This is a genomic window from uncultured Nostoc sp., from assembly GCF_964245575.1.
In the GTDB taxonomy this organism is placed as follows: domain Bacteria; phylum Cyanobacteriota; class Cyanobacteriia; order Cyanobacteriales; family Nostocaceae; genus Nostoc.
The window spans coordinates 1-18,916 of sequence record NZ_CAXTNP010000011.1; the positions used below are offsets into that span (position 1 = coordinate 1).

At 41.5% G+C, this 18,916-nt stretch carries 15 protein-coding genes and 1 pseudogene; 6 read left to right on the top strand and 10 right to left on the bottom strand.

Annotation, left to right across the window (positions count from 1 at the left end; genetic code table 11):
• Positions 1-147 precede the first annotated feature (147 nt).
• A pseudogene (locus ACFFAP_RS02900) lies at positions 148-1,595 on the top strand (DUF3370 domain-containing protein).
• 145 nt (positions 1,596-1,740) lie between these two features.
• Here ACFFAP_RS02900 and ACFFAP_RS02905 read toward each other — a convergent pair.
• Positions 1,741-2,658 carry an AEC family transporter gene (locus ACFFAP_RS02905; RefSeq protein ID WP_375509855.1) on the bottom strand — a complete coding sequence of 306 codons (918 nt, stop codon included), beginning with the start codon at positions 2,656-2,658 and terminating at the stop codon, positions 1,741-1,743.
• 102 nt (positions 2,659-2,760) lie between these two features.
• On the opposite strand from ACFFAP_RS02905, the gene ACFFAP_RS02910 reads away from it, so the two are divergent.
• Complete coding sequence (locus tag ACFFAP_RS02910) at positions 2,761-3,564, top strand: D-alanyl-D-alanine carboxypeptidase family protein (RefSeq protein WP_375509813.1); 804 nt, start codon at positions 2,761-2,763, stop codon at positions 3,562-3,564.
• 181 nt (positions 3,565-3,745) lie between these two features.
• On the opposite strand, the gene ACFFAP_RS02915 is transcribed toward ACFFAP_RS02910, so the two are convergent.
• Both ACFFAP_RS02915 and mrdA read right to left on the bottom strand, forming a co-directional pair.
• Positions 3,746-4,216 (bottom strand): hypothetical protein, encoded by a 471-nt coding sequence (locus ACFFAP_RS02915; RefSeq protein ID WP_375509814.1) that lies wholly within the window; start codon positions 4,214-4,216, stop codon positions 3,746-3,748.
• Between the two features lie 411 nt (positions 4,217-4,627).
• Positions 4,628-6,475 (bottom strand): penicillin-binding protein 2, encoded by a 1,848-nt coding sequence (mrdA, locus tag ACFFAP_RS02920; RefSeq protein ID WP_375509815.1) that lies wholly within the window; start codon positions 6,473-6,475, stop codon positions 4,628-4,630.
• 202 nt (positions 6,476-6,677) lie between these two features.
• On the opposite strand from mrdA, the gene ACFFAP_RS02925 reads away from it, so the two are divergent.
• Complete coding sequence (locus ACFFAP_RS02925; protein WP_375509816.1) at positions 6,678-7,805, top strand: ABC transporter ATP-binding protein; 1,128 nt, start codon at positions 6,678-6,680, stop codon at positions 7,803-7,805.
• 266 nt (positions 7,806-8,071) lie between these two features.
• Complete coding sequence (locus ACFFAP_RS02930) at positions 8,072-8,503, top strand: hypothetical protein (RefSeq protein ID WP_375509817.1); 432 nt, start codon at positions 8,072-8,074, stop codon at positions 8,501-8,503.
• Between the two features lie 230 nt (positions 8,504-8,733).
• Here ACFFAP_RS02930 and ACFFAP_RS02935 read toward each other — a convergent pair whose 3' ends face one another.
• The 5 genes from ACFFAP_RS02935 to ACFFAP_RS02955 form a co-directional block, all read right to left on the bottom strand.
• Complete coding sequence (locus tag ACFFAP_RS02935; RefSeq protein ID WP_375509818.1) at positions 8,734-9,507, bottom strand: MlaE family ABC transporter permease; 774 nt, start codon at positions 9,505-9,507, stop codon at positions 8,734-8,736.
• Between the two features lie 373 nt (positions 9,508-9,880).
• Entirely contained in the window at positions 9,881-10,555 is a 675-nt protein-coding gene (locus tag ACFFAP_RS02940; RefSeq protein ID WP_375509819.1) for a response regulator transcription factor, read from the bottom strand.
• Positions 10,556-10,619: 64 nt separating this feature from the next.
• Positions 10,620-12,038, bottom strand: coding sequence for a sensor histidine kinase (locus tag ACFFAP_RS02945; protein ID WP_375509820.1), 1,419 nt, complete (start codon positions 12,036-12,038; stop codon positions 10,620-10,622).
• A gap of 45 nt (positions 12,039-12,083) precedes the next feature.
• Positions 12,084-12,818 (bottom strand): DUF4079 domain-containing protein, encoded by a 735-nt coding sequence (locus ACFFAP_RS02950; protein WP_375509821.1) that lies wholly within the window; start codon positions 12,816-12,818, stop codon positions 12,084-12,086.
• 126 nt (positions 12,819-12,944) lie between these two features.
• Positions 12,945-13,325, bottom strand: a complete 381-nt coding sequence (locus ACFFAP_RS02955) for a hypothetical protein (RefSeq protein WP_375509822.1) — start codon at positions 13,323-13,325, stop codon at positions 12,945-12,947.
• A 251-nt stretch (positions 13,326-13,576) separates the two neighbouring features.
• On the opposite strand from ACFFAP_RS02955, the gene ACFFAP_RS02960 reads away from it, so the two are divergent.
• Positions 13,577-14,605, top strand: a complete 1,029-nt coding sequence (locus ACFFAP_RS02960) for a DMT family transporter (protein WP_375509823.1) — start codon at positions 13,577-13,579, stop codon at positions 14,603-14,605.
• Between the two features lie 717 nt (positions 14,606-15,322).
• Positions 15,323-16,726, top strand: a complete 1,404-nt coding sequence (locus tag ACFFAP_RS02965; protein WP_375509824.1) for a hypothetical protein — start codon at positions 15,323-15,325, stop codon at positions 16,724-16,726.
• Positions 16,727-17,051: 325 nt separating this feature from the next.
• Here ACFFAP_RS02965 and ACFFAP_RS02970 read toward each other — a convergent pair whose 3' ends face one another.
• Both ACFFAP_RS02970 and ACFFAP_RS02975 read right to left on the bottom strand, forming a co-directional pair.
• Positions 17,052-17,477, bottom strand: coding sequence for a hypothetical protein (locus ACFFAP_RS02970; RefSeq protein WP_375509825.1), 426 nt, complete (start codon positions 17,475-17,477; stop codon positions 17,052-17,054).
• Between the two features lie 203 nt (positions 17,478-17,680).
• Positions 17,681-18,829 (bottom strand): alanine--glyoxylate aminotransferase family protein, encoded by a 1,149-nt coding sequence (locus tag ACFFAP_RS02975; protein WP_375509826.1) that lies wholly within the window; start codon positions 18,827-18,829, stop codon positions 17,681-17,683.
• Between the last annotated feature and the right edge of the window lie 87 nt (positions 18,830-18,916).

Genomic DNA, 18,916 nt, shown 5'->3' on the forward strand with positions numbered 1-18,916 from the left:
CCCCAGTCCCCTGCTATAAATAGCAAATGCTACAAACAGCGATGCCTGCGGCGGGCTATGGCTACGCATTCTCAGAAATTCGCTTATAGGAACTTGTAGTAAGAACTTGTTATCTTTAACACCACAGCTTGATTTTTGCTCAAATTTATGCACTCTCCCTTACCATCATCTGTATTCATACTTGTATTAGGACTTGCCATAACTCAAACCTTTGGATGCACAACTCATAAAGATAATTCAGCGATCGCTCAAACTTCACCTCAGCCAGCACCCCAAGAAATCGTGCAACCAGGAGAAGTTCGACCTCTACCAGGCAAGTTGAATACAATACCCGTTTTTAACAGCAATAGCCCAGAATGGATTAAAACTGAGGGTATTTTACTTTCTACCTTTCCTACAAACGGTAAAAAAGTTCCAGCAGCGCACCTCAATTTTCCTTTGGAGGGACGCTTTGACTTATTCGCCCACCACTACAGCCACACTCCCAAGGATTTACAAACGCTATACCTGGGCGTAATTCTGTATAACCCTGGTAAAAAATCTGTAACAGTGGATGTATTGCAAGCAGCGAGTTATTTGATGCAGGATGCGCCTTTTGTCACCTTATCCCCCTACATAGAAAATAACGATGGTAAGGCTTACTCAGGGCCAGGCGATGTCTAGTGACAAGCCGCTAAGAGCGTCTACGCGCTGTTGGTGATGTACTCCGAGGTGTTCGACAAGCTGATTTTCCCGCAAAACTGATAATTCCGCCAGGAAAAAGTCAGATGTTACTAAATCATCCGATTCCTGTACGAAATCTAGAAAAGCCGGTGAATGGTTGCTCTAGCTTTATGCGGTTGCGGAGTAGCGATCGAGTTTATGTGGCAAGTTTAGCAATGTTTGCCAAGAAAAATTCTGATGATACAGAACGCCCACCGACTCTTGCAGAATGGCAAGCTTTACTAGATACCGGGAACTTTGCCGGGCCGCGAGATAAAACCCCTACTCCTCCAAATGCTACCAGTGGCGCACTGATTTATGGGCGTGTAGCTGGTGTGTCTAGTGGTTCCCAATGGCAAGCAAAGTTGGTGGATAATCCCCAAAGCCCAAATCTGACTATTCCCCAGCGTGGCAAAGCTATTTCTTATGCTTTAGACACATTGCTCAGTGGTCGATTGGGGACTCAACAAATCCAAACGGCCAAAATGCTGGTACGTTATCCAGATACTGCTTATGAAGCACATGGTAATTATGGGGTGGAATATAAACTCACCTTACCCTTAAGCAACAATACTAACCAAAACCAGACTGTGACTGTTACTTTAGAAACTCCTTTGAAGGAAGATAAATTATCCCAAGGTGGTCTGCGTTTCCGTAAACCATCCCTAGATTTTCCTTTCTTCCGTGGTACAGTGCGGCTACGCTATTTCGATGACCAAGGTGAACAAAAGACGCGCTACATACATCTATGGCACAGAACTGGTCAGGTGTTAGAACCGTTGGTACAGCTTGTACTTCCACCTTCGACTAAGCGGATAGTACAGGTAGATGTGATTTATCCGCCAGATTCGACACCACCGCAAGTGCTGAGTGTAAGAACTTTAGAAAAGTGAGAGAATTTTTCCTGGGGTTTTAAGCCAATACGTTTGGGTTAAGCATTTTTCTCTTCTCTGTGTTTGCTGTGCGGTTCGTTACAAAAACTGACTTTGATAAAAAGTTTTAGCCTTAACCCAAGCGTATTGCTGTATAAATCCCAAATCAAAATAGCCACAGCCAAAGTGGGAGAGTAAGCAGCAATAGTATAGCCCCAGCAGCTAGGGCTGTAACTGCCAAATCGCGATCGAGATTGAATGCCTCAGCAATTACGAGTGTGGCAAAAGCTGGAGGCATGGCCATTTGTAAGACAATTACCTTTGCGATCGCCCCAGTTATTCCAAACAGTGGTAAAATACTACCCAATATCAAGGGAACTAGCAGCATTTTGATTCCTAAGCTCATCCCTACTTGTGGTAAACTACGCCAAGATTTGAGTAGCGCCAGTCGCATTCCAATTAACACTAAAGATAAAGCTACACTACTCCAAGCAAATTTTTCTAAGCAAAATTCCACGACTGTGGGAATTGTCACCTGCCGAAACAGCAAGCCAAATCCGAAACCCCACAGGGCAGGATTAATTAAGATCGGCCTAGCAATCTGCCAATGATTATGGATACCACCGCCAAAACGCGCTGCTAGTAACACACCCAAGCCATAAGCTCCTGGGAATGAACCGAGCAAATCGTAAAATAACGCCCAGGCAAAGTATTCCTTGCCTACCATTGCTAAGGTAATCGGAAAGCCAAGATAACCTGTATTACCCAACATTGCTGCTAATATCAAGCTAGCCTGAGTTGGTGATTGGGGAACAGTCTTTTTAAAATAGGCTTGTGCTTTAATTCCTAACCAAGCTAAAAATGCTCCGAGTAAAATGGCGAGGTAAGCGATCGCAGGTGCAATCCAAATTTGCCCCGACAAGCTAGATTGATGCAAAAACGATACTATGCTTATGGGTACTCCCACCCAAAAAAGAAACTGTCCCAAACGTGTAGGAACTGTCACAGGAAGTTTGCGTCCCAGAATAAAACCTACCAGGACTAATCCTCCCAGCTTGACGTATAGTTCTAAAAGGTTTGTCAAGATTGCGCCTAAGAACCACAGATGTAAAATGCTACCTGTTACGTTTACTTTTGTCCAGTGCAAAATCTGTTATGGCTATCCCACAAAAACAGGAGTTTACCCTTGAATAAGGCAGGGTTTTCTGGAAAACCGCAAAACTCATCGAATGACCTTGGTGATGATATTCCAGTGGCTGTACGCGATACCCCTGATGCAACACCTAAATTTTGGTTGCAACCCCGAATTTTGCTGATTGGGGGAGTTGTGGGATTTGTCTTGCTGGCTTTAATTAGCGGTTTTTTATATTTCGTCACAGCATCCAAAAAAACCGCCGATTCTCAACTTTTACCAGTTACTTCTACTCCTACAACTCCAACAGCATCTAATAATTCCAGCGATACTGTGTTAGGGCATTTTCCCTACCCAGAAGCCCCTGAGTCAGAACTAGTAACCATCTCTGCAAATAGGGGCATCAGAATGCGTAAAGCTGCTGCCCAAAAGTTTGAGCCGATGGTAGCAGCAGCGCGAAGTGCAGGTGTAATTTTAGTACCACTTTCTGGCTTTCGCTCAGTCAAAGACCAAGATCCGTTGTTTTTTGATGTCGGTGCCCAACGAAATCAAACGCCAGCACAACGAGCTGCCCTCAGCGCTCCTCCTGGTCATAGCGAACATCACACAGGTTATGCTGTGGATGTTGGAGACGGAGCAGTACCAGCAACTAATCTCCAAATTAACTTTGACAATACCAAGGCTTATCTGTGGCTGCAAGCAAATGCAGCGCGTTTTGGCTTTGAAATGTCATTTCCTAAAGATAATGCTCAAGGCGTGAGTTATGAGCCGTGGCACTGGCGTTTTGTAGGCGATCGCAATAGTTTGGAAATGTTCTACAAAGCCAGAAATTTGAAACCCGCTAAGATACCTCAATAAAAGTTGAGCTAGAGATTACTATCTTTTTATAAAGGAGTTGCTTGTGTATCATTTCTGAATAGTATGATATTGAGAAATGATACGCAAAATTAGGGACTTCCAACAAAAGATCCGCTTTTTTCCATTCCCCTGCGCCTACTCTGAGTCACAAGTTATTAAAACTTGGAAAAACTAACTGCGCTTACTGAGTATTCAGTTCTGCCGTGATACATCGTGAATCTATGACAGCTGTCTTACCAGCAGAGCCACTAACGCGCCAGTAAGGTGTAATGGTGTGGGTTCCAGAAGGAATTGGCACAATAGCAATTACAGCGCGACCTTCATAATACTGTTGATGGTTGGCAAGGTTACCTGGCCCATAAGTATCTTCTCGCGGAACTCCACCATCAATAGAGTAAGATATACGTACCTCCGCAGCATCATCTATACCAACGTCTGCACTTACGTGGACAATAGCATTGGTAGTAGAACCGTAGTTAGTAACTGTGGCACTTAATCCCGGAATTGGTTGAAAACCATTAGCGGGAGTTATACTTGCAAAATCAAATGCACATTTTCCTTGAGATGCTGGAATAGCTTGTGTCGGTAACATACCAACTACCATGTAGGTTAGTAAACCACACATACCGATAAGCATTATAGGCTTTTTCATTCTTTTCGTACCTGTATTTCTCTAATACTCTCAACGGTTTTTGGTGTGCAAGTAAGTGCTAACTTTGGGCGTGGTAAAATAAATCAAACACAAATTATTATGTATTTGAAAAGATTGATTTGGCGCTAAATCAGGTAGTATTACGCTCTCAGGTATTGAAAATAAAGTTATTTGATATTTGTATCAAGTATTCTTAATAATTCTATATACTTCACAGCAGGTGATATAAATGGTTGCGTTACAGGTCACGACGATCTAGTAGCAATTATGCAGAAAAGCAATCAGTACTACTGACTGATTATCATCCAGATCAAGCCTCGGCTTACCAAAACGTCTACCACTTACAGCTATTTATCTGAAAACTGCTGTAGTTGGCTGAGATTTTTCTTTGACCAGAGTGATGGAATAGCGTTAGTCTCCAGTGCTATGTCCTGAACTCTGAGTTTTAGCTTCTGATGGGTCAAGCTGAGGTTTTTGATACTTACCTGGATACTTATGCTGAAAATAAGCTTCTAGCACTTGTAAAACCATCGGGCCGCAAATAGTACCGCCATGTTCGCCAGTATTTTCGCCAAACGCCACAACCACAATTTCTGGCTTATTACTGGGGGCATAAGCACCAAACCAAGTATGATTTGGGCGACCAACACCAGCTTCAGCAGTGCCACTCTTGCCAGACGCTGGGGCAATTGTGGGCACGTCCAAGCGCTTACCAGTACCCTCACTCACTACCTTCCGCAGTCCATCGCGGAGAACTTTGATAGTTGTCGGCTTCATATTTAAGGATTCTCGCCAACTTTTTGCTTCTTCGTTGTCTTTGAGCAAATGCGGCTGAACTCGATACCCACCATTAGCAGGGACAGAAAACATAATCGCCGATTGCAGGGGTGTGACTTGCAAAGCACCTTGACCAATTGACATATTAATGGTGTCGCCTACAGTCCAAGGTGTTTTCAAAATTCTCTGCTTCCATGTTTCATCTGGAACCAAACCTTTTGATTCTTCGTTGGGAAATTCAATGCCAGTTCTTTGACCAAACCCGTATTTGCGACTCCATTCGATTAAAGTTGGGCCACCGACTTTTCTACCAACTTGATAGAAGAAAGTATCACTACTCATAGCGATCGCTCTGGGAAATCCTAATGGCCCAAATCCGGCGTGGTTCCACTCACCAAATGTCACCCCACCAACGGTAAGAGAACCAAAGGTCTGTAATATTGAATCAGGAGAAAATTTACCTGATTCCAACCCGGCTGTCGTGGTGACAATTTTGAAAGTACTGGCGGGTGGAAAGGCACTCAGGGCACGATTGACCAAGGGATGATCTTTACCTTGCAGGCTTTCCCAATCTTTCTGGGAGAGTTTTTGTTTAGAGAAAATATTCGGGTCAAAGGTAGGGTAAGATACAAGTGCTAAAACGGCGCCGTTATTCGGATCAATTGCTGCGATCGCACCTCGGTGATTTCCCAAAGCTTTTTCTGCTGCCTTTTGCACATCCAAATCTATAGTCAGGTGCAAATCGTTACCAGCTTTTGCCTGTTTCTCCCCCAAAACCCGGATTGGTCTACCAGCACCATCCACTTCTACCTGCTGACCGCCCCATTCACCCCGTAGAGCTTTCTCATAAGCCTTTTCCACCCCCATCTGACCGATTACATCTCCAAGTCGGTAGCCTTGCTGCTTCTTGTCCTTTAGCTGGTCGGCGGTTAACTCTCGTGTATAACCTAGTACATGCGCCAATTCTTTACCGTGGGGATAATAACGTACAGAATCTGTATTAATTTCCACTTCCGGGAGTTCATTTTTATACTCCTTTAATGCCGTGATTTGTGCTTCATTTAGATCGCGGGCAACTCGGATGAGTGAAGAAGAATTAGCACCTGCTTGTTCTAATTTCTTTTCCATTTCATCTTGGGGAATGTTGAGAATTTGCCCTAGACGCGGGCCGACTACAGACCAAGAAGGCTTAGTATGTGCCATCGGCCACAAATATACAGAGCTAGGATAGCGAGTAGTGGCTAAAAGTTTACCGTTGCGGTCAAAAATATTTCCCCGTTCTGGTTGTTTAAGAATCATCCGAATTCGGTTTGCTTCGGCTCGTTCTCGAAGTTTTGGCCCTTCAACAATTTGCAAATATGCCAAACGAGCCTCAATACCAGCAGTCATTAATACAGTAAATACGATTAAAAATATTGATTGGAAACCACGTCCAACGGTACGTGTATCTTTTTTGCTGCCAATTGATGGGAATAAAGACATAAGACAAATAATGATTCCAATAGCGGTATTATCTGTATACAATTACCCTAAACTCATGCCAAATACTGAGTATAAAAGAATCGGGTGAGTATATTCTTGAACAATTGTTTTTGGCGGATACAATAAACCAAAGTGTCAAATCTAGTCTGCCCAATAGACTACTGACAAAATCAGGTAATATCACGGCATTCTACTGAGAATTATGGCTCAAATTGTCATGCAGAATCAAAGGGGGATAACAACTTTTCAGCCACTTGATGTTGAACTGCGTAATGTATTCAAGTTTTTTAACCAAGAACCAGCAGTACATGGAATAGATTTGGATATCAGACAGGGAGAATTTTTTAGTATTTTAGGCCCCTCCGGTTGTGGTAAAACAACAACACTGCGCTTAATTGCTGGCTTTGAAATCGCTGACGCTGGCAAGGTGTTGATTCAGGGTAAATCTATGACTAATGTGCCGCCTTACCGCCGACCCGTCAATACTGTATTCCAAAGTTATGCTCTATTTAACCACCTGAATGTCTGGAATAACATCGCCTTTGGACTGCGGTTAAAAAAAATTCCCAAATCGGAAATTGAAGCTAGAGTCGAAGAAGCTTTAAGAAAAGTGAAAATGGATAGTTTGCGATCGCGCTTTCCCAATCAACTTTCTGGTGGTCAACAACAACGTGTCGCCTTAGCAAGGGCCCTAGTCAATCACCCCACCGTCGTATTACTGGATGAACCTTTAGGGGCGTTAGATTTAAAACTACGTAAAGAAATGCAGGTGGAGTTATCAAATTTACACAAAGACTTGGGATTGACCTTTGTGATGGTGACACACGACCAAGAAGAAGCATTGTCTTTGAGCGATCGCATTGCCGTGATGAACCAAGGCAAAATTGAACAAGTTGGCACTCCCAGCCAAATCTACGAACGTCCTTGCACATCCTTTGTTGCTGATTTTATTGGTGATACTAATTTATTTAGCGGTGAAATTGTAGCGGTAGACTCTTCTAATGTTAAAATTTCGACAAAAATGGGACTCTCAATTGTCATTAGCCGCGCTGAAGATACACCATCTGAATTATCACAAGCAGTGGTAGTCTGCGTGCGGCCAGAAAAAATACAGCTTTCGCTTTATCCACCCAATTTGCCAACTAACTGCTTTGAAGGACGGGTTGTCAATGTTATGTATTTGGGCACACATGTTAATTATGTTGTGGAATTAACAAATGGCATTAGCATAAATGTGTTGCAACCTAATACTTTTGGCGCTTTAGCAGACCGCGACACGCCCATCTACGCTTGGTGGGGAGAAAATGATTGTTTAGCTATTAGTCAATAGTTATAAGATTCAATAATTGAATAAGACCTTGCCCTAAGAGGCAGGGGAGCAGGGGGAAAGATACTGTAATTGACCTGCCACAAGGGTTTCAGCAGCCCTAAATTTATTTATGCCCAAAAGTAAAAATATTTGTTTCGAGATGTGTAACACGAGAAATAATACGTCCAAACTTTCAGAGCCAATACATTTATGTATGAAGATTTCCCCCCAGCTAAGAGCTCCCTGCCCCTTTTCCTCTTGTTGACCCTGTACTAGGAAATTAACCCATGTCAATTTTGCAAAGAGTTCCTTGGGTGTCCCTGGCGTTAGTACTGCTTAGTTACAGTACTTTGGGCTGGGTAATATCTGAAACACGCGCTTCTGTGTCTGTGTGGCTGGCGACTGTCGTTGCTATCTTGCTTTTAATAGTAACGTTGACCATTCCTTGGTCGAAAATGACATATTACTTCAGTATTTTGCTTAAATCAAATACAAGGTCTTTCGCCGTTGCCGTTTTAGCAGCTTTCTTGTTCTTTATTATGATTGCCTGGTTTCGGGTATTTCTTGATACTTTGCTGATCGTTTCGGCAACTATATTAGTCAAGATAGACTTTCAAACAGCAGGTCTTAGGGAAGGGCTAGCCTTTTTAACTGCGTCTACCTTTTCATTGACCGGTTTGGCCTTGGGTGCGCTAATCTACAAGTTAATATATTCTTAACTTTCGCTAATGCTCAATAAACTCTTTTTAACCTCTTAACTCTGTGTTCTCTGTGTCTAATAAGGTTAAATAAAATGCTTTTAAACTGCCCAGACGCAAAGAAGCCAGTGCACCCTTGCGGTTAAGAGACTTGTTCGCTCTTAGCGTTAAGGCAGGGTAGCAACTGGCGCGGTGCAGAGAGAAAAAAAGAGATTTTACCAGTCACCTTGAAAGGGCTAGTCCTATTGGTTTCAAAATGCAGGCTGTTCAAACAGCAGTACAGAGAGTAAAAGATCCATGACAAAAATTGATATCCAACTAGTAACCACTGCTTTTGTTGCCGATTCTCCTACTTCCTTTGCTCCCCCCTTAGTAGTTAATCCCCAACTACAGCCAATAACAGCAACCAGCACACCAAAAATAAACCCTTTTAGCAAAATAATAAACAAATCTGACGGTTCTAAAAAATTTCTGACTGATTCTAAAAATGTTTCGGGAAAAATTTTGTAAAAGTATGATGCGGCAAAAACTCCGCCGAAGATGCCCGTAACTAAAGCCAAAATCGTCATCAAAGGCATCATTAAACTACAAGCAATTACTCTAGGAACTACTAGATAATCAATTGGATCAGTTTTGAGCATATAAAGTGCATCAATTTGCTCTGTGATTTGCATTGCACCTATTTCTGCTGCAAAAGCAGAACCTACTTGTGCAGCCATAATACTAGCGGTCAAAATTGGAGCCAATTCTTTACAAAAAGCTAAGGCAAAAGTACCTCCCACAGCATTGACAGCTCCAAATCGGATTAATTCTCTTGCCATCTGAAGAGTAAAAATCATTCCTGCAAAACCACTGACAAGGAGAACTGGAGAGATAGAATCTGGCCCAGCAGTCACCAGATGTTGCAGAATCTTACGATAGTAGGTTTTTCCTTGGAGAAAATGTAGCCACACTTGACCGAAAAGCAGTACTGCTGCAAAACAGCGTACAATCCAACATTGCTCGAAATTTGTTTTTATTCGCAATTTTATCGCCCTTAAGACTGACTTTTATTGCAATACGCTTGGCTTAAGGATTTTTAGTATTGATTTTAGTATGTAGAGACTAGCAATTGCAAGGTCTCTTGCATTGGATTTGGGGCTTAACCCAAACGTATTGACTTTTCTTGCACATATCTTATATCAATTCTGCAAAATAAGACTAATAAGACTATAGATACAAATGGTGAAAACCTAGCCTGATGTAATCTGACTTTCTTAATTACGTAGAGTATTACGAATTGGTATTTTGGTGTAGAAATTGATTTCATCAAATAAATCCTTAGGTTAATATCATTCCTGCAAGAAGAAATGATATTAACCTAAGGATATGAATAAAAATAAAATGTTTTGATTTTGACTATTCCCGAAGTACATAGCCTACACCACGCACCGTATGAATCAAGCGTTTTTCATTATTTTCCTCTAGTTTTAGGCGCAAGTAGCGGATGTATACTTCGATGATATTGGAATTACCCATAAAGTCGTAACCCCAAACTTTTTGTAGAATTTGGTCTTTAGTAAATACCTGACGGGGATGTGAAAGTATATATTCCAATAAGTCGAACTCTTTAGCTGTTAACTCAATTGCCCTCTTACCCCGGTAAACTTGGCGAGTCCGGTGATTTAAACTTAAGTCTTTAAACTGAAAAATATCTTGATCTGTTTCTTGAGTGCGGCGTAGATGAGCGCGGATTCTAGCTAGCAGTTCCTCTATACTAAATGGTTTGACTACATAATCATCAGCTCCTGCATCCAAACCTGCCACGCGATCATTAACTTCATCTTTTGCTGTCAGTAAAATTACTGGTATGGAGATACCAGTTGCCCGCAACCGACGACAGATTTCCAAACCTGACAGCCCTGGAAGCATCCAATCAAGAATGACTAAATCTGGCGATAACTCCCGTGCTAACGTTAAACCAGCGATGCCATCATGTGCCACGCTTATATTGTAACCTTCGCTACTTAGTTCTAGTTCAACAAATCGTGCCAGTTTAACTTCATCTTCAACCAAGAGGATATTTGCTGTCATATTTATGATTTTAAAGTGGACAGGGTGATAATCAAAGTGTTTACTTTAACCTGACTATGACTAGCTATGTAAGTAGAGTGATGGTAAACACACTCCCTTCTCCTAATTTTGATTGCACAGATACACTACCACCCATACCCTCTACAAGTGTTTTAACAATGGATAAACCCAAACCACAACCGCCAGTAGCATGAGAGCGGGATTCATCTACGCGGTAAAATCGCTCGAAAATACGTGTTTGGTGTTGTAAAGGAATACCATAACCTTTGTCACAAACTTGAATAATTGCTTTGTTATGAAACTGATTTAACTTTAAAAGTATAGGCGTATTAGCTTCAGAATACTTAATAGCGTTATCAATCAAATTGAGCAATATTTGTTTAAAACGGCTGTAATCTATTTTAACTTCGATGGGATAAGTTGTTGACTCGATTGTAATTAAGCGATCGCTATATTTTTGCGCCATCACCACGACTTCTTCAACTAAGTCATTCAACACATAAGATTTCATCTGAAAATTCAAATAGCCACTATCTGCTCGTGCTAAATCAAGTAAATCTTGTAGCAAGCGAATGGTACGCTCGGCTTCGGAAGCAGCAGTTTCTAAAGCTTCTTGTTGGATTTCGGTTAAGTTATTCTGCCGTCGCAACACGCTTCGTAAATAACCATGTACAATGGTTAATGGTGTACGTAATTCGTGAGAAACATTACTCACAAATTCTCGTTCTTGCTCCCAAGATTGCGAGAGGCGCGATAACAACATGCTTAAAGTTTGGGCTAATTCTTTTACTTCGCTGGGTGCATTATCAACATATAGTTGTGCTTGTCCTAAATCTTCTATAGAAATGACAGAAGTCATCTGACTTAGCTGGCGCAGTGGTTGTAGAGAACGTCTAATATAAAATGCACTTATCGTTATTATTACAATAATTGCCAAAATACAGCTAATATTCAAATTTTGCAGCATTGCCATGAACATTGTCTGTTCACGAGTAATATCATGCGCTACAAATAGCTTACCCAGATACTTACCCTGCACTTGCAAAAGACCACTACTGATAACAAAGTACCTTTGATTAACTTTGTAAATTTGTGGTTTAATCTGCATATTACTAAGGGACATTAACTCAGTCACCGTAGAGTTAGATAACAAATCCAAAGTAGCTGATTTTATTAAAATTTTATGATTAGGACTTTTTAACCATAAAAATAGGTTGGTATTTGCTAAGTTATTTATAGCTTTTTGCAATCCAGTTTCCGGTTGCATCATTTCACTGTAAAGTTGTACATCACGCGGCAAGCGCTCAGTGATTTCTTCTATATTATGCTTACGACTATCAATCAAAATTTGCTGCATTTTCCAACTAGTCCATGCAGCAAAACTACCTAATATTAAAGTTGAAAATGTAGCAATACCAATGGTTAGGCGTAATTGCAATGAAAAAGGATCAAGATTTAGCCAAATATTTGTGGGTTGCTTCACTTTTAGTTTTGTCTAGAGGATTGACAATATTGTTAGTTATATTCATTATTGATTTTTAGGTAGAGATTGTGGCTGGACTATACAAGATTTAGTATCACATTTTTGCTCATAGAGCATATTGATATAGCGTTCTTGCCAAGTGAGTGGAACTTCTAACAATGAGCGCGTTCCTGTTATTCCCTGCCCGATAAATAGTAAAAGAGCAAGGGAACTAACAATAATGTGAACCTTACGCCAGCGATTGGTCTTATCTTTATAAATGTCTGGCAAAATGGAGAGTGAAATAATCATCAGCAGAGCAGAGGCTAGCCCATAATAATAGTGGGAGATATACCATTGGTCAGTTTTGCGGTAGATACCATCTTGACATCCAAGCACCACTAATCCCATTCCTGTGAGGGTTGCAAATATGGCACGCCAGTTTTTCTGCTTTGCCTGATAGAGTAAATACAGAGAAGCGATCGCAGCCATAAACAATAACCCAATAAATACTACCTGAAATGGTGCTTTCATCCACAGTTTATTTTCTAAAATATTACCAAAAATATCGTTGGCAAATGCTATTAAAACAATACCTACAACTGCTCCAGTTAGCCAGCGACCCAACTGAGTATGCTCTTGTCCTACAGTGGCGGGAATTTTACTCTTACCTATGGCTAAAGTTTGCAATCGGCGTTGACGGACTTGTAAAGCGCGGTTGACAATGACGCCAATTAAAGGAAATACTACGAGTACAGCGATCGCTGGATGTAACAACAAGATAGCATCTCTAAATTCCATATTTAACCTCTCTTCAAAAGTTACAAATTAGTTTTTATCGAACAGAATTCAGGAGTCAGGAGCAAAGCCAAAGACGCTCCTGAATTCTTATTCAATTATTTATATCTACCTATTTATAAATAAGGATTACTTGACCTCATCAGCCTCAAACTTTGGTACTTTACCTTTTTTAACCGCAACTACTACATCAAAGGTAGAACAGTATGAAAAGGTCACATTATTGGCTTTATTGTAAAGATTAACGACCATACCTGCACCACCGGGTTGAATACCTAGCGGTTCAAGATCACCAAAAAAGAAACGACGTAGTTCATCACCACCACCAAATTGACCCTTATGCTTGATAACCAAATCAATCTTTTGTTGAGTAGTTAAACCTGTAACATCTTTCTTTTCTGCGGCTGATGCTTGCACCAGTGAAGGACTGACAATTTTAAGTGGAACATCCCAGACTGTTAATATACCAACAAGAGCAACACTTGTAAGCATAGAAGAAGCAATTTTCATTTGTTTTTCCTTGTGTTGAAGTTTCCCGATGAACTAAAGCATCTCATCTGCTACTGAAGCTCAAGTGAAATCAATCTAGTAATTGTCTGAATTTATCCCTTAGAAAAATTTAGTTTAAACTCAGCATATTCTCAGGAAATTGTGAGATTTTCAATCTCAGCCTACTTTAAGTGTTTTCTCAGATTCATCTCACCTGAAATTACCCAAGTTAGCAGAGTATAGTAAAAAGCATTTTTTGCAACAGTATTATTATGAGCAGACCGAGAAGACGGCATTCTTTTATCTATAAAATTCCCGGTCAAACCTATCTCTGGCTAGCAATTTTAATTTTTGGAGCCTCTAGTGCAGTTACCCGCAAGCTGACACAAATTGGCGCTCAACATTTCATGAATGGTCGAAATCCGATTTCTTTATGTAATGTTTTATTCGTAGGGAATCTATGTGCATTGATAGTTATGTTACCTATTTATCGGCGACAGTGGAACAAAAAGGCTTTGCAGCAACTGTCAAAGAAAGATTGGTTGGCGCTGATAGCAGTAGCTATTTTATCAGGAGCGCTTGTCCCTGGCTTAATTTTCCAGGCATTAGCATTAACAGGGGTGAACAATATTATTTTGATAGGACGCTTGGAACCACCTCTGGCTATGGCTTTATCAGTCTGGTTGCTGAAGGAACGGGTAAATCGTTGGGAAGTTGTAGGAGCGATCGCTGCATTTGTCGGCGTTACTTTAACTATTCTTCTGCAACCCTCACAAACGGCTACGATCAACATGGGTGTTTTAAGATTAGGTATTGGGGAATTATTGGCGGCGATCGCAGCCGTGGCTTCAGTAGTTTCAACGATTATTCTTAAAGAATGGCTTTCTGATATCCCAGCAGGAATCTTGAGTATCTTTCGTACTGCTCTAGGAACTGTAATATTTTTCTTTAGTGCTTTAGTTCTCTATGGCAGCGACCACTTTATGAATGTATTTTCACCTTTTTTATGGCAGTGGATGCTTGTTTATGCTGCTGTGATTGTGGTTTTAGGTCAATCATTTTGGCTCAAGGGCTTGAGAGCTTCTACCGTATCGGCGGCTTCCTTAGCTGGCTCTTTTACTCCAATTGTGGGAATTTTAGCAGCTTATTTGGTATTGGGTGAAGTCCCTACCTTTGCTCAATATATCGGTGGTAGCTTGATTTTAGTTGGCATATTCCTGGCCCAATTTAGTATTCGTTTTCAGATTTATCGTAAAGTTGCAGCTCAAGTAGAACAAGGTATGGGATTTAAAGGGATTTAAAAAGTAGAGACGCGATGAATCGCGTCTGTACAGGAGTTAGGAAACGCGATGAATCGCGTCTCTACAGGAGTTATTTCTTCCTCATTTTCCCCTTTGAGCAAAAAGGCCCTGGTGAAATGATATGCAGCTTTTTTAATTCTTCTCGGTGGAAAACACGCGCCAGATAATAAAGACCGTAAAACCTAGATATGTGAATACTGTCAGCCATTCTTGCCAGCTACCAAATTCATTATTCATCAGCAAAAGCCGGAAAATTAATATTTTTAGATCCTACACGCTGAAGCTGCCAGTCGCTTGCTGTATTTTGGGAGATAAAGGCTACTCAAAAATTTTTAGCGAATTTTCCGGAATCGATAACAGCAAAGTGGTATCACTTATCAGAGCATCGATATTATACTGAACCTCTATAACTAACCTTCGGGGAATATAGCCCCATTGTTTACGCTCAAAAGCCTGGTCACTAAGACTGGGCTTTTGATGTTTATACCAATAGTAATTACAGATGGGTATCGGAAAAACTAACCACAGAGGCACAGAGAACACAGAGAAATAAGAGTTTGAGAGTTTTTATGTAAGTCAGGGTCAGAGCGATGCCTACGGCTGGCTACGCCTACGCAGCACTTGTTGAAACTGTCCGCGTATCAAATAAAACTTTATTCTAGAAACTTTTAAGAGATTTTATTGGTCTGGTTTTCCAAATTCTGCAAAAATCAACCAATGTCATCTTCTGCTCAAGGTATTCCCGGATTACCCGATTTGACGCATCCGATTGAGCTTGTCCAATTTGGAACCCAGGCGCTCAAAGCTTCACTGTTATTGGTATTTTTGGTTGTAGCTTTGGGAGTTGCGATCGCACTGATCAGTTTTTCTCTACGTCGAAGCCAGCCGGAACAAGTTACATTCATCGGCGAATGGGCTGTTGGTTATTCTCAACTATTGCGAGGATTACAGCATTTAACTCTGGTATTAGTTCTGTTAGTACCGGGATTTTTTCTCTGCTCAACTTTAAGCAATCGCTACCACTACTGGGAACAAGGAAAAGTAGCTCAAGTGGCTCAAAGTGTTGCAGGTGAAAGGCTCGAACAATTTGCGCCGCAAGTGCGCTACTCTATTCAAGAGCCATACTCTTATAACACTCAAGTCAATGGCAAGATTGTTAAAGTAAACCAGACGCGAGAGATTACCCGCTTCATAATGCTGGCTGGTTCGCAAATTCAAGTCAAGCTTGACCAAAGCGTAGATGTTCCAGGTCGCAGCTCGATTTATCAAGCAAATTATACTGCCGATTATAAAGTAGTTAACCAACTCAAGGATATTAATAATTTTTTCTTTGAAGCACCACCACCCAACGGCTATACGCTGCTTGCTAGCTATAAAGTCGAGCGTGATGGGACTAGACTACAACCAACCAACGCGGGTAATTATAATTTTCCCTTCCGCTTACAACCAGGGGAAGAAACCACCTTTCGAGTTACTTATCAGGCTCAAGGAGGGCCACGCTGGGTTTATAGTGCAACGGGACAGTTGCTTTCTAACTTCCGCCTCACAGCAATTGCTAACTTTGCTCCGGCTGATTTTGCCAGTGGTATTGTACCTAATGAAATTAAAGTTGACGGACGCAGTACGCAATTTACTTGGAAATTTGACGATAATGTTTCAGTCAAAAATCCATTTGGAGTGTTTACTAACACTGAACCTATTCGTCATACGGGCGTAATTGGGCGTCTTTTATTGTTAGCACCAGCAATATTTTTGTGGTGGATATTATTGTTATATTTGTCACTGCCAATGAGTTTTAAAAATGTTGCGATCGCTGCTAGTATTTTCTTTGCTTGTCTATTGATTTTGACTTATCTATCTCGCGTCATCAATGCTCAGTTGGCTTGGACTTTAATTTCCATCATCTTACTGTTTCTGACATGGGGATTGGGGGCAAGTCGCAGTGCTTCCCTTGCTGCTATTATCTGCACTATTGCTGGAGCAGTGCTACCCGTCTTTGGCTTATTAATACCGTTCAGTGGACTAACTCTCAGCCTCGCGGGTTTGCTTTCAGCCGTCTGGTTAGCAGTTCGTCACTGGTATGGTTGGTACAGTTTGCACCCAAAAGACCAAAGATTGTAGGGCTGTAGAAAAATGCTAAATATAAAGTGATTCCGCTATGATTAGCGAAGTTTTAGCAAATAGCACTTATGGATAACGATTTACTGGCTTTTTTTGCGGCGGCTGGGTTACTCGTCCTCTATCTCATCTTTTCTGCATTGACTGAAATGGGAACTAAACTCCCTTGGAAGAAATAAGCAGATGGGGGGATGAATCAAAGGATTGACAGTTATTAAAATCAAAAAAATGTAAATTTAATGCATTAGTCTACTTAAAAAATTTACATTTTTCAACCTGATTGGGTTTGGAAAAAGGAATAAACATCCTTTAAGCTAAGTTAATATACTTATTGTTCGAGGGAGTGCCAAATGCCCGATCCACAGAAGAACCAGATTAAAATTGAGCCAGCAACCCTCGTATTAATTGTGTCCCTACTAATATTCTTGCCTCTACTGTTTGTTGGTTTTTTATCGCAGTGAGCTAGTGAAGAATACTCAACAGATATATTATCCCGACGTTTTTCATAAAATGTGAACGAGTCGCACTTTGCATTACCATGCCATCTTAGCCCAATCTCCTGAATTATTAATGCATCGACCTGCAATGGGATTGTATTGACTAACAATGGCATTGTGTCGCCTGACAATGGCATTGCATCGACTAACAATGGCATTGTGTCGCCTGACAATGGCATTGCATCGACTAACAATGGCATTGTGTCGCCTGACAATGGCATTGCATCGACTGACAATGCGATTGTATCGACCTGCAAAAATTAACCTACTCTTTCTTTAATTTTTGGGATAAGTAAAAAGAGCAAGTATATGTGAAGTATCAGCTTTGTTTTAATTCTCAAACAATGTTAGCGCGATGCTTACGGACGTTCGGCGAGCGCTCAGTCGAGCCGCCGGCTACGCCTACGCTCATTCTATCAGGTGCGTTAAGCTACTATTAACGCACCAAATTACGCCAAAACTATTTAGGTAAAACTTGCCGTAGTGCTGCTAAAAGTTGGTCAACACTTTCCTTGCGACTATTAAAGCCCATCAATCCGACGCGCCAAACAAGACCCGCTAGTTCGCCAAGACCACCGCCAATTTCAATATTATGTTCATTGAGTAACTGCCGGGCGATCGCTTTCCCATCTACCCCTGTTGGAATGCAGACAGTGGTAAGCGTTGGCAGTCTATACTGCTGCTCAACGTGCATACTTAATCCTAAATTCTCCAATCCTTCCCAGAGATATTCTACGTTTTTCTGATGCCGTTGCCAGGAGTTTGCTAATCCCTCTTCTGCAAGCAAACGTAATGCTTCCCGCAATGCATAATATAAATTAATGGGTGCTGTATGGTGATAGGTGCGTTCAGCGCCCCAATACTTACCCAGTAACAACATATCCAAATACCAGTTTGCAACTTTTGTTTGGCGCTGTTGCAATTTCTCAACCGCACGCGGACTCATTGTAAAAGGCGAAGCACCAGGTGGGCAACCCAACCCTTTTTGGCTACAACTATAGGCTAAGTCAACTCCCCAAGCATCCAAAAACAAGGGGACACCACCCAAACTTGTAACTGAATCAACTAACAACAAAGTGCCAAATTCATCACACAAATCAGCGACACCTTCCAATGGTTGACGTGCGCCGGTGGAGGTTTCGGCATGAACTAGAGCTAAAATAGTTGGACGATGAGTTTTTAATGCTGTTTGGAGTTCATCAAGGTTGAAAACTTGTCCCCAAGGTTTGGTAATGGTTCGCACATCCGCGCCATAACGTCCAGCCATATCCACAAGGCGATTACCAAAGTAACCAGCTACACCAATCAAAACCACATCACCAGGTTCTACAGCATTGGCGATGGTTGCTTCCATTGCGGCTGTTCCTGTACCGCTAACTGCAATGGTGAGTGGGTTTTCTGTTTGCCATACGTAGCGAAGCAACGACTGAATCTCATCCATGAGTGCGAGAAAAGCTGGGTCAAGATGCCCAACAGGTGAAGTATTCATCGCCTGGAGAACTGTAGGATGGGCATTGGAGGGCCCAGGCCCCAACAGCAGACGGGATGGAATTTCTAGCGGTGTGAGTTGCAAGCGCCCAGAGTCGTTTATTGAAATTGTTTGCGTCATAATCTGTCTTCGCTTAGACCATACTTACCGGATCATAGAGCGAACGCATCACCGATGTTTTAGTGAATCTGTCATTTGCCAGAAGAT

Bases quoted from the DNA above. Each gene is read 5' to 3' on its own strand.
- ACFFAP_RS02915 (WP_375509814.1), bottom strand. From the start codon at position 4,216: ATGAAAAAGCCTATAATGCTTATCGGTATGTGTGGTTTACTAACCTAC.
- mrdA (WP_375509815.1), bottom strand. From the start codon at position 6,475: ATGTCTTTATTCCCATCAATTGGCAGCAAAAAAGATACACGTACCGTT.
- ACFFAP_RS02925 (WP_375509816.1), top strand. From the start codon at position 6,678: ATGGCTCAAATTGTCATGCAGAATCAAAGGGGGATAACAACTTTTCAG.
- ACFFAP_RS02930 (WP_375509817.1), top strand. From the start codon at position 8,072: ATGTCAATTTTGCAAAGAGTTCCTTGGGTGTCCCTGGCGTTAGTACTG.
- ACFFAP_RS02940 (WP_375509819.1), bottom strand. From the start codon at position 10,555: ATGACAGCAAATATCCTCTTGGTTGAAGATGAAGTTAAACTGGCACGA.
- ACFFAP_RS02950 (WP_375509821.1), bottom strand. From the start codon at position 12,818: ATGGAATTTAGAGATGCTATCTTGTTGTTACATCCAGCGATCGCTGTA.
- ACFFAP_RS02955 (WP_375509822.1), bottom strand. From the start codon at position 13,325: ATGAAAATTGCTTCTTCTATGCTTACAAGTGTTGCTCTTGTTGGTATA.
- ACFFAP_RS02960 (WP_375509823.1), top strand. From the start codon at position 13,577: ATGAGCAGACCGAGAAGACGGCATTCTTTTATCTATAAAATTCCCGGT.
- ACFFAP_RS02965 (WP_375509824.1), top strand. From the start codon at position 15,323: ATGTCATCTTCTGCTCAAGGTATTCCCGGATTACCCGATTTGACGCAT.
- ACFFAP_RS02975 (WP_375509826.1), bottom strand. From the start codon at position 18,829: ATGACGCAAACAATTTCAATAAACGACTCTGGGCGCTTGCAACTCACA.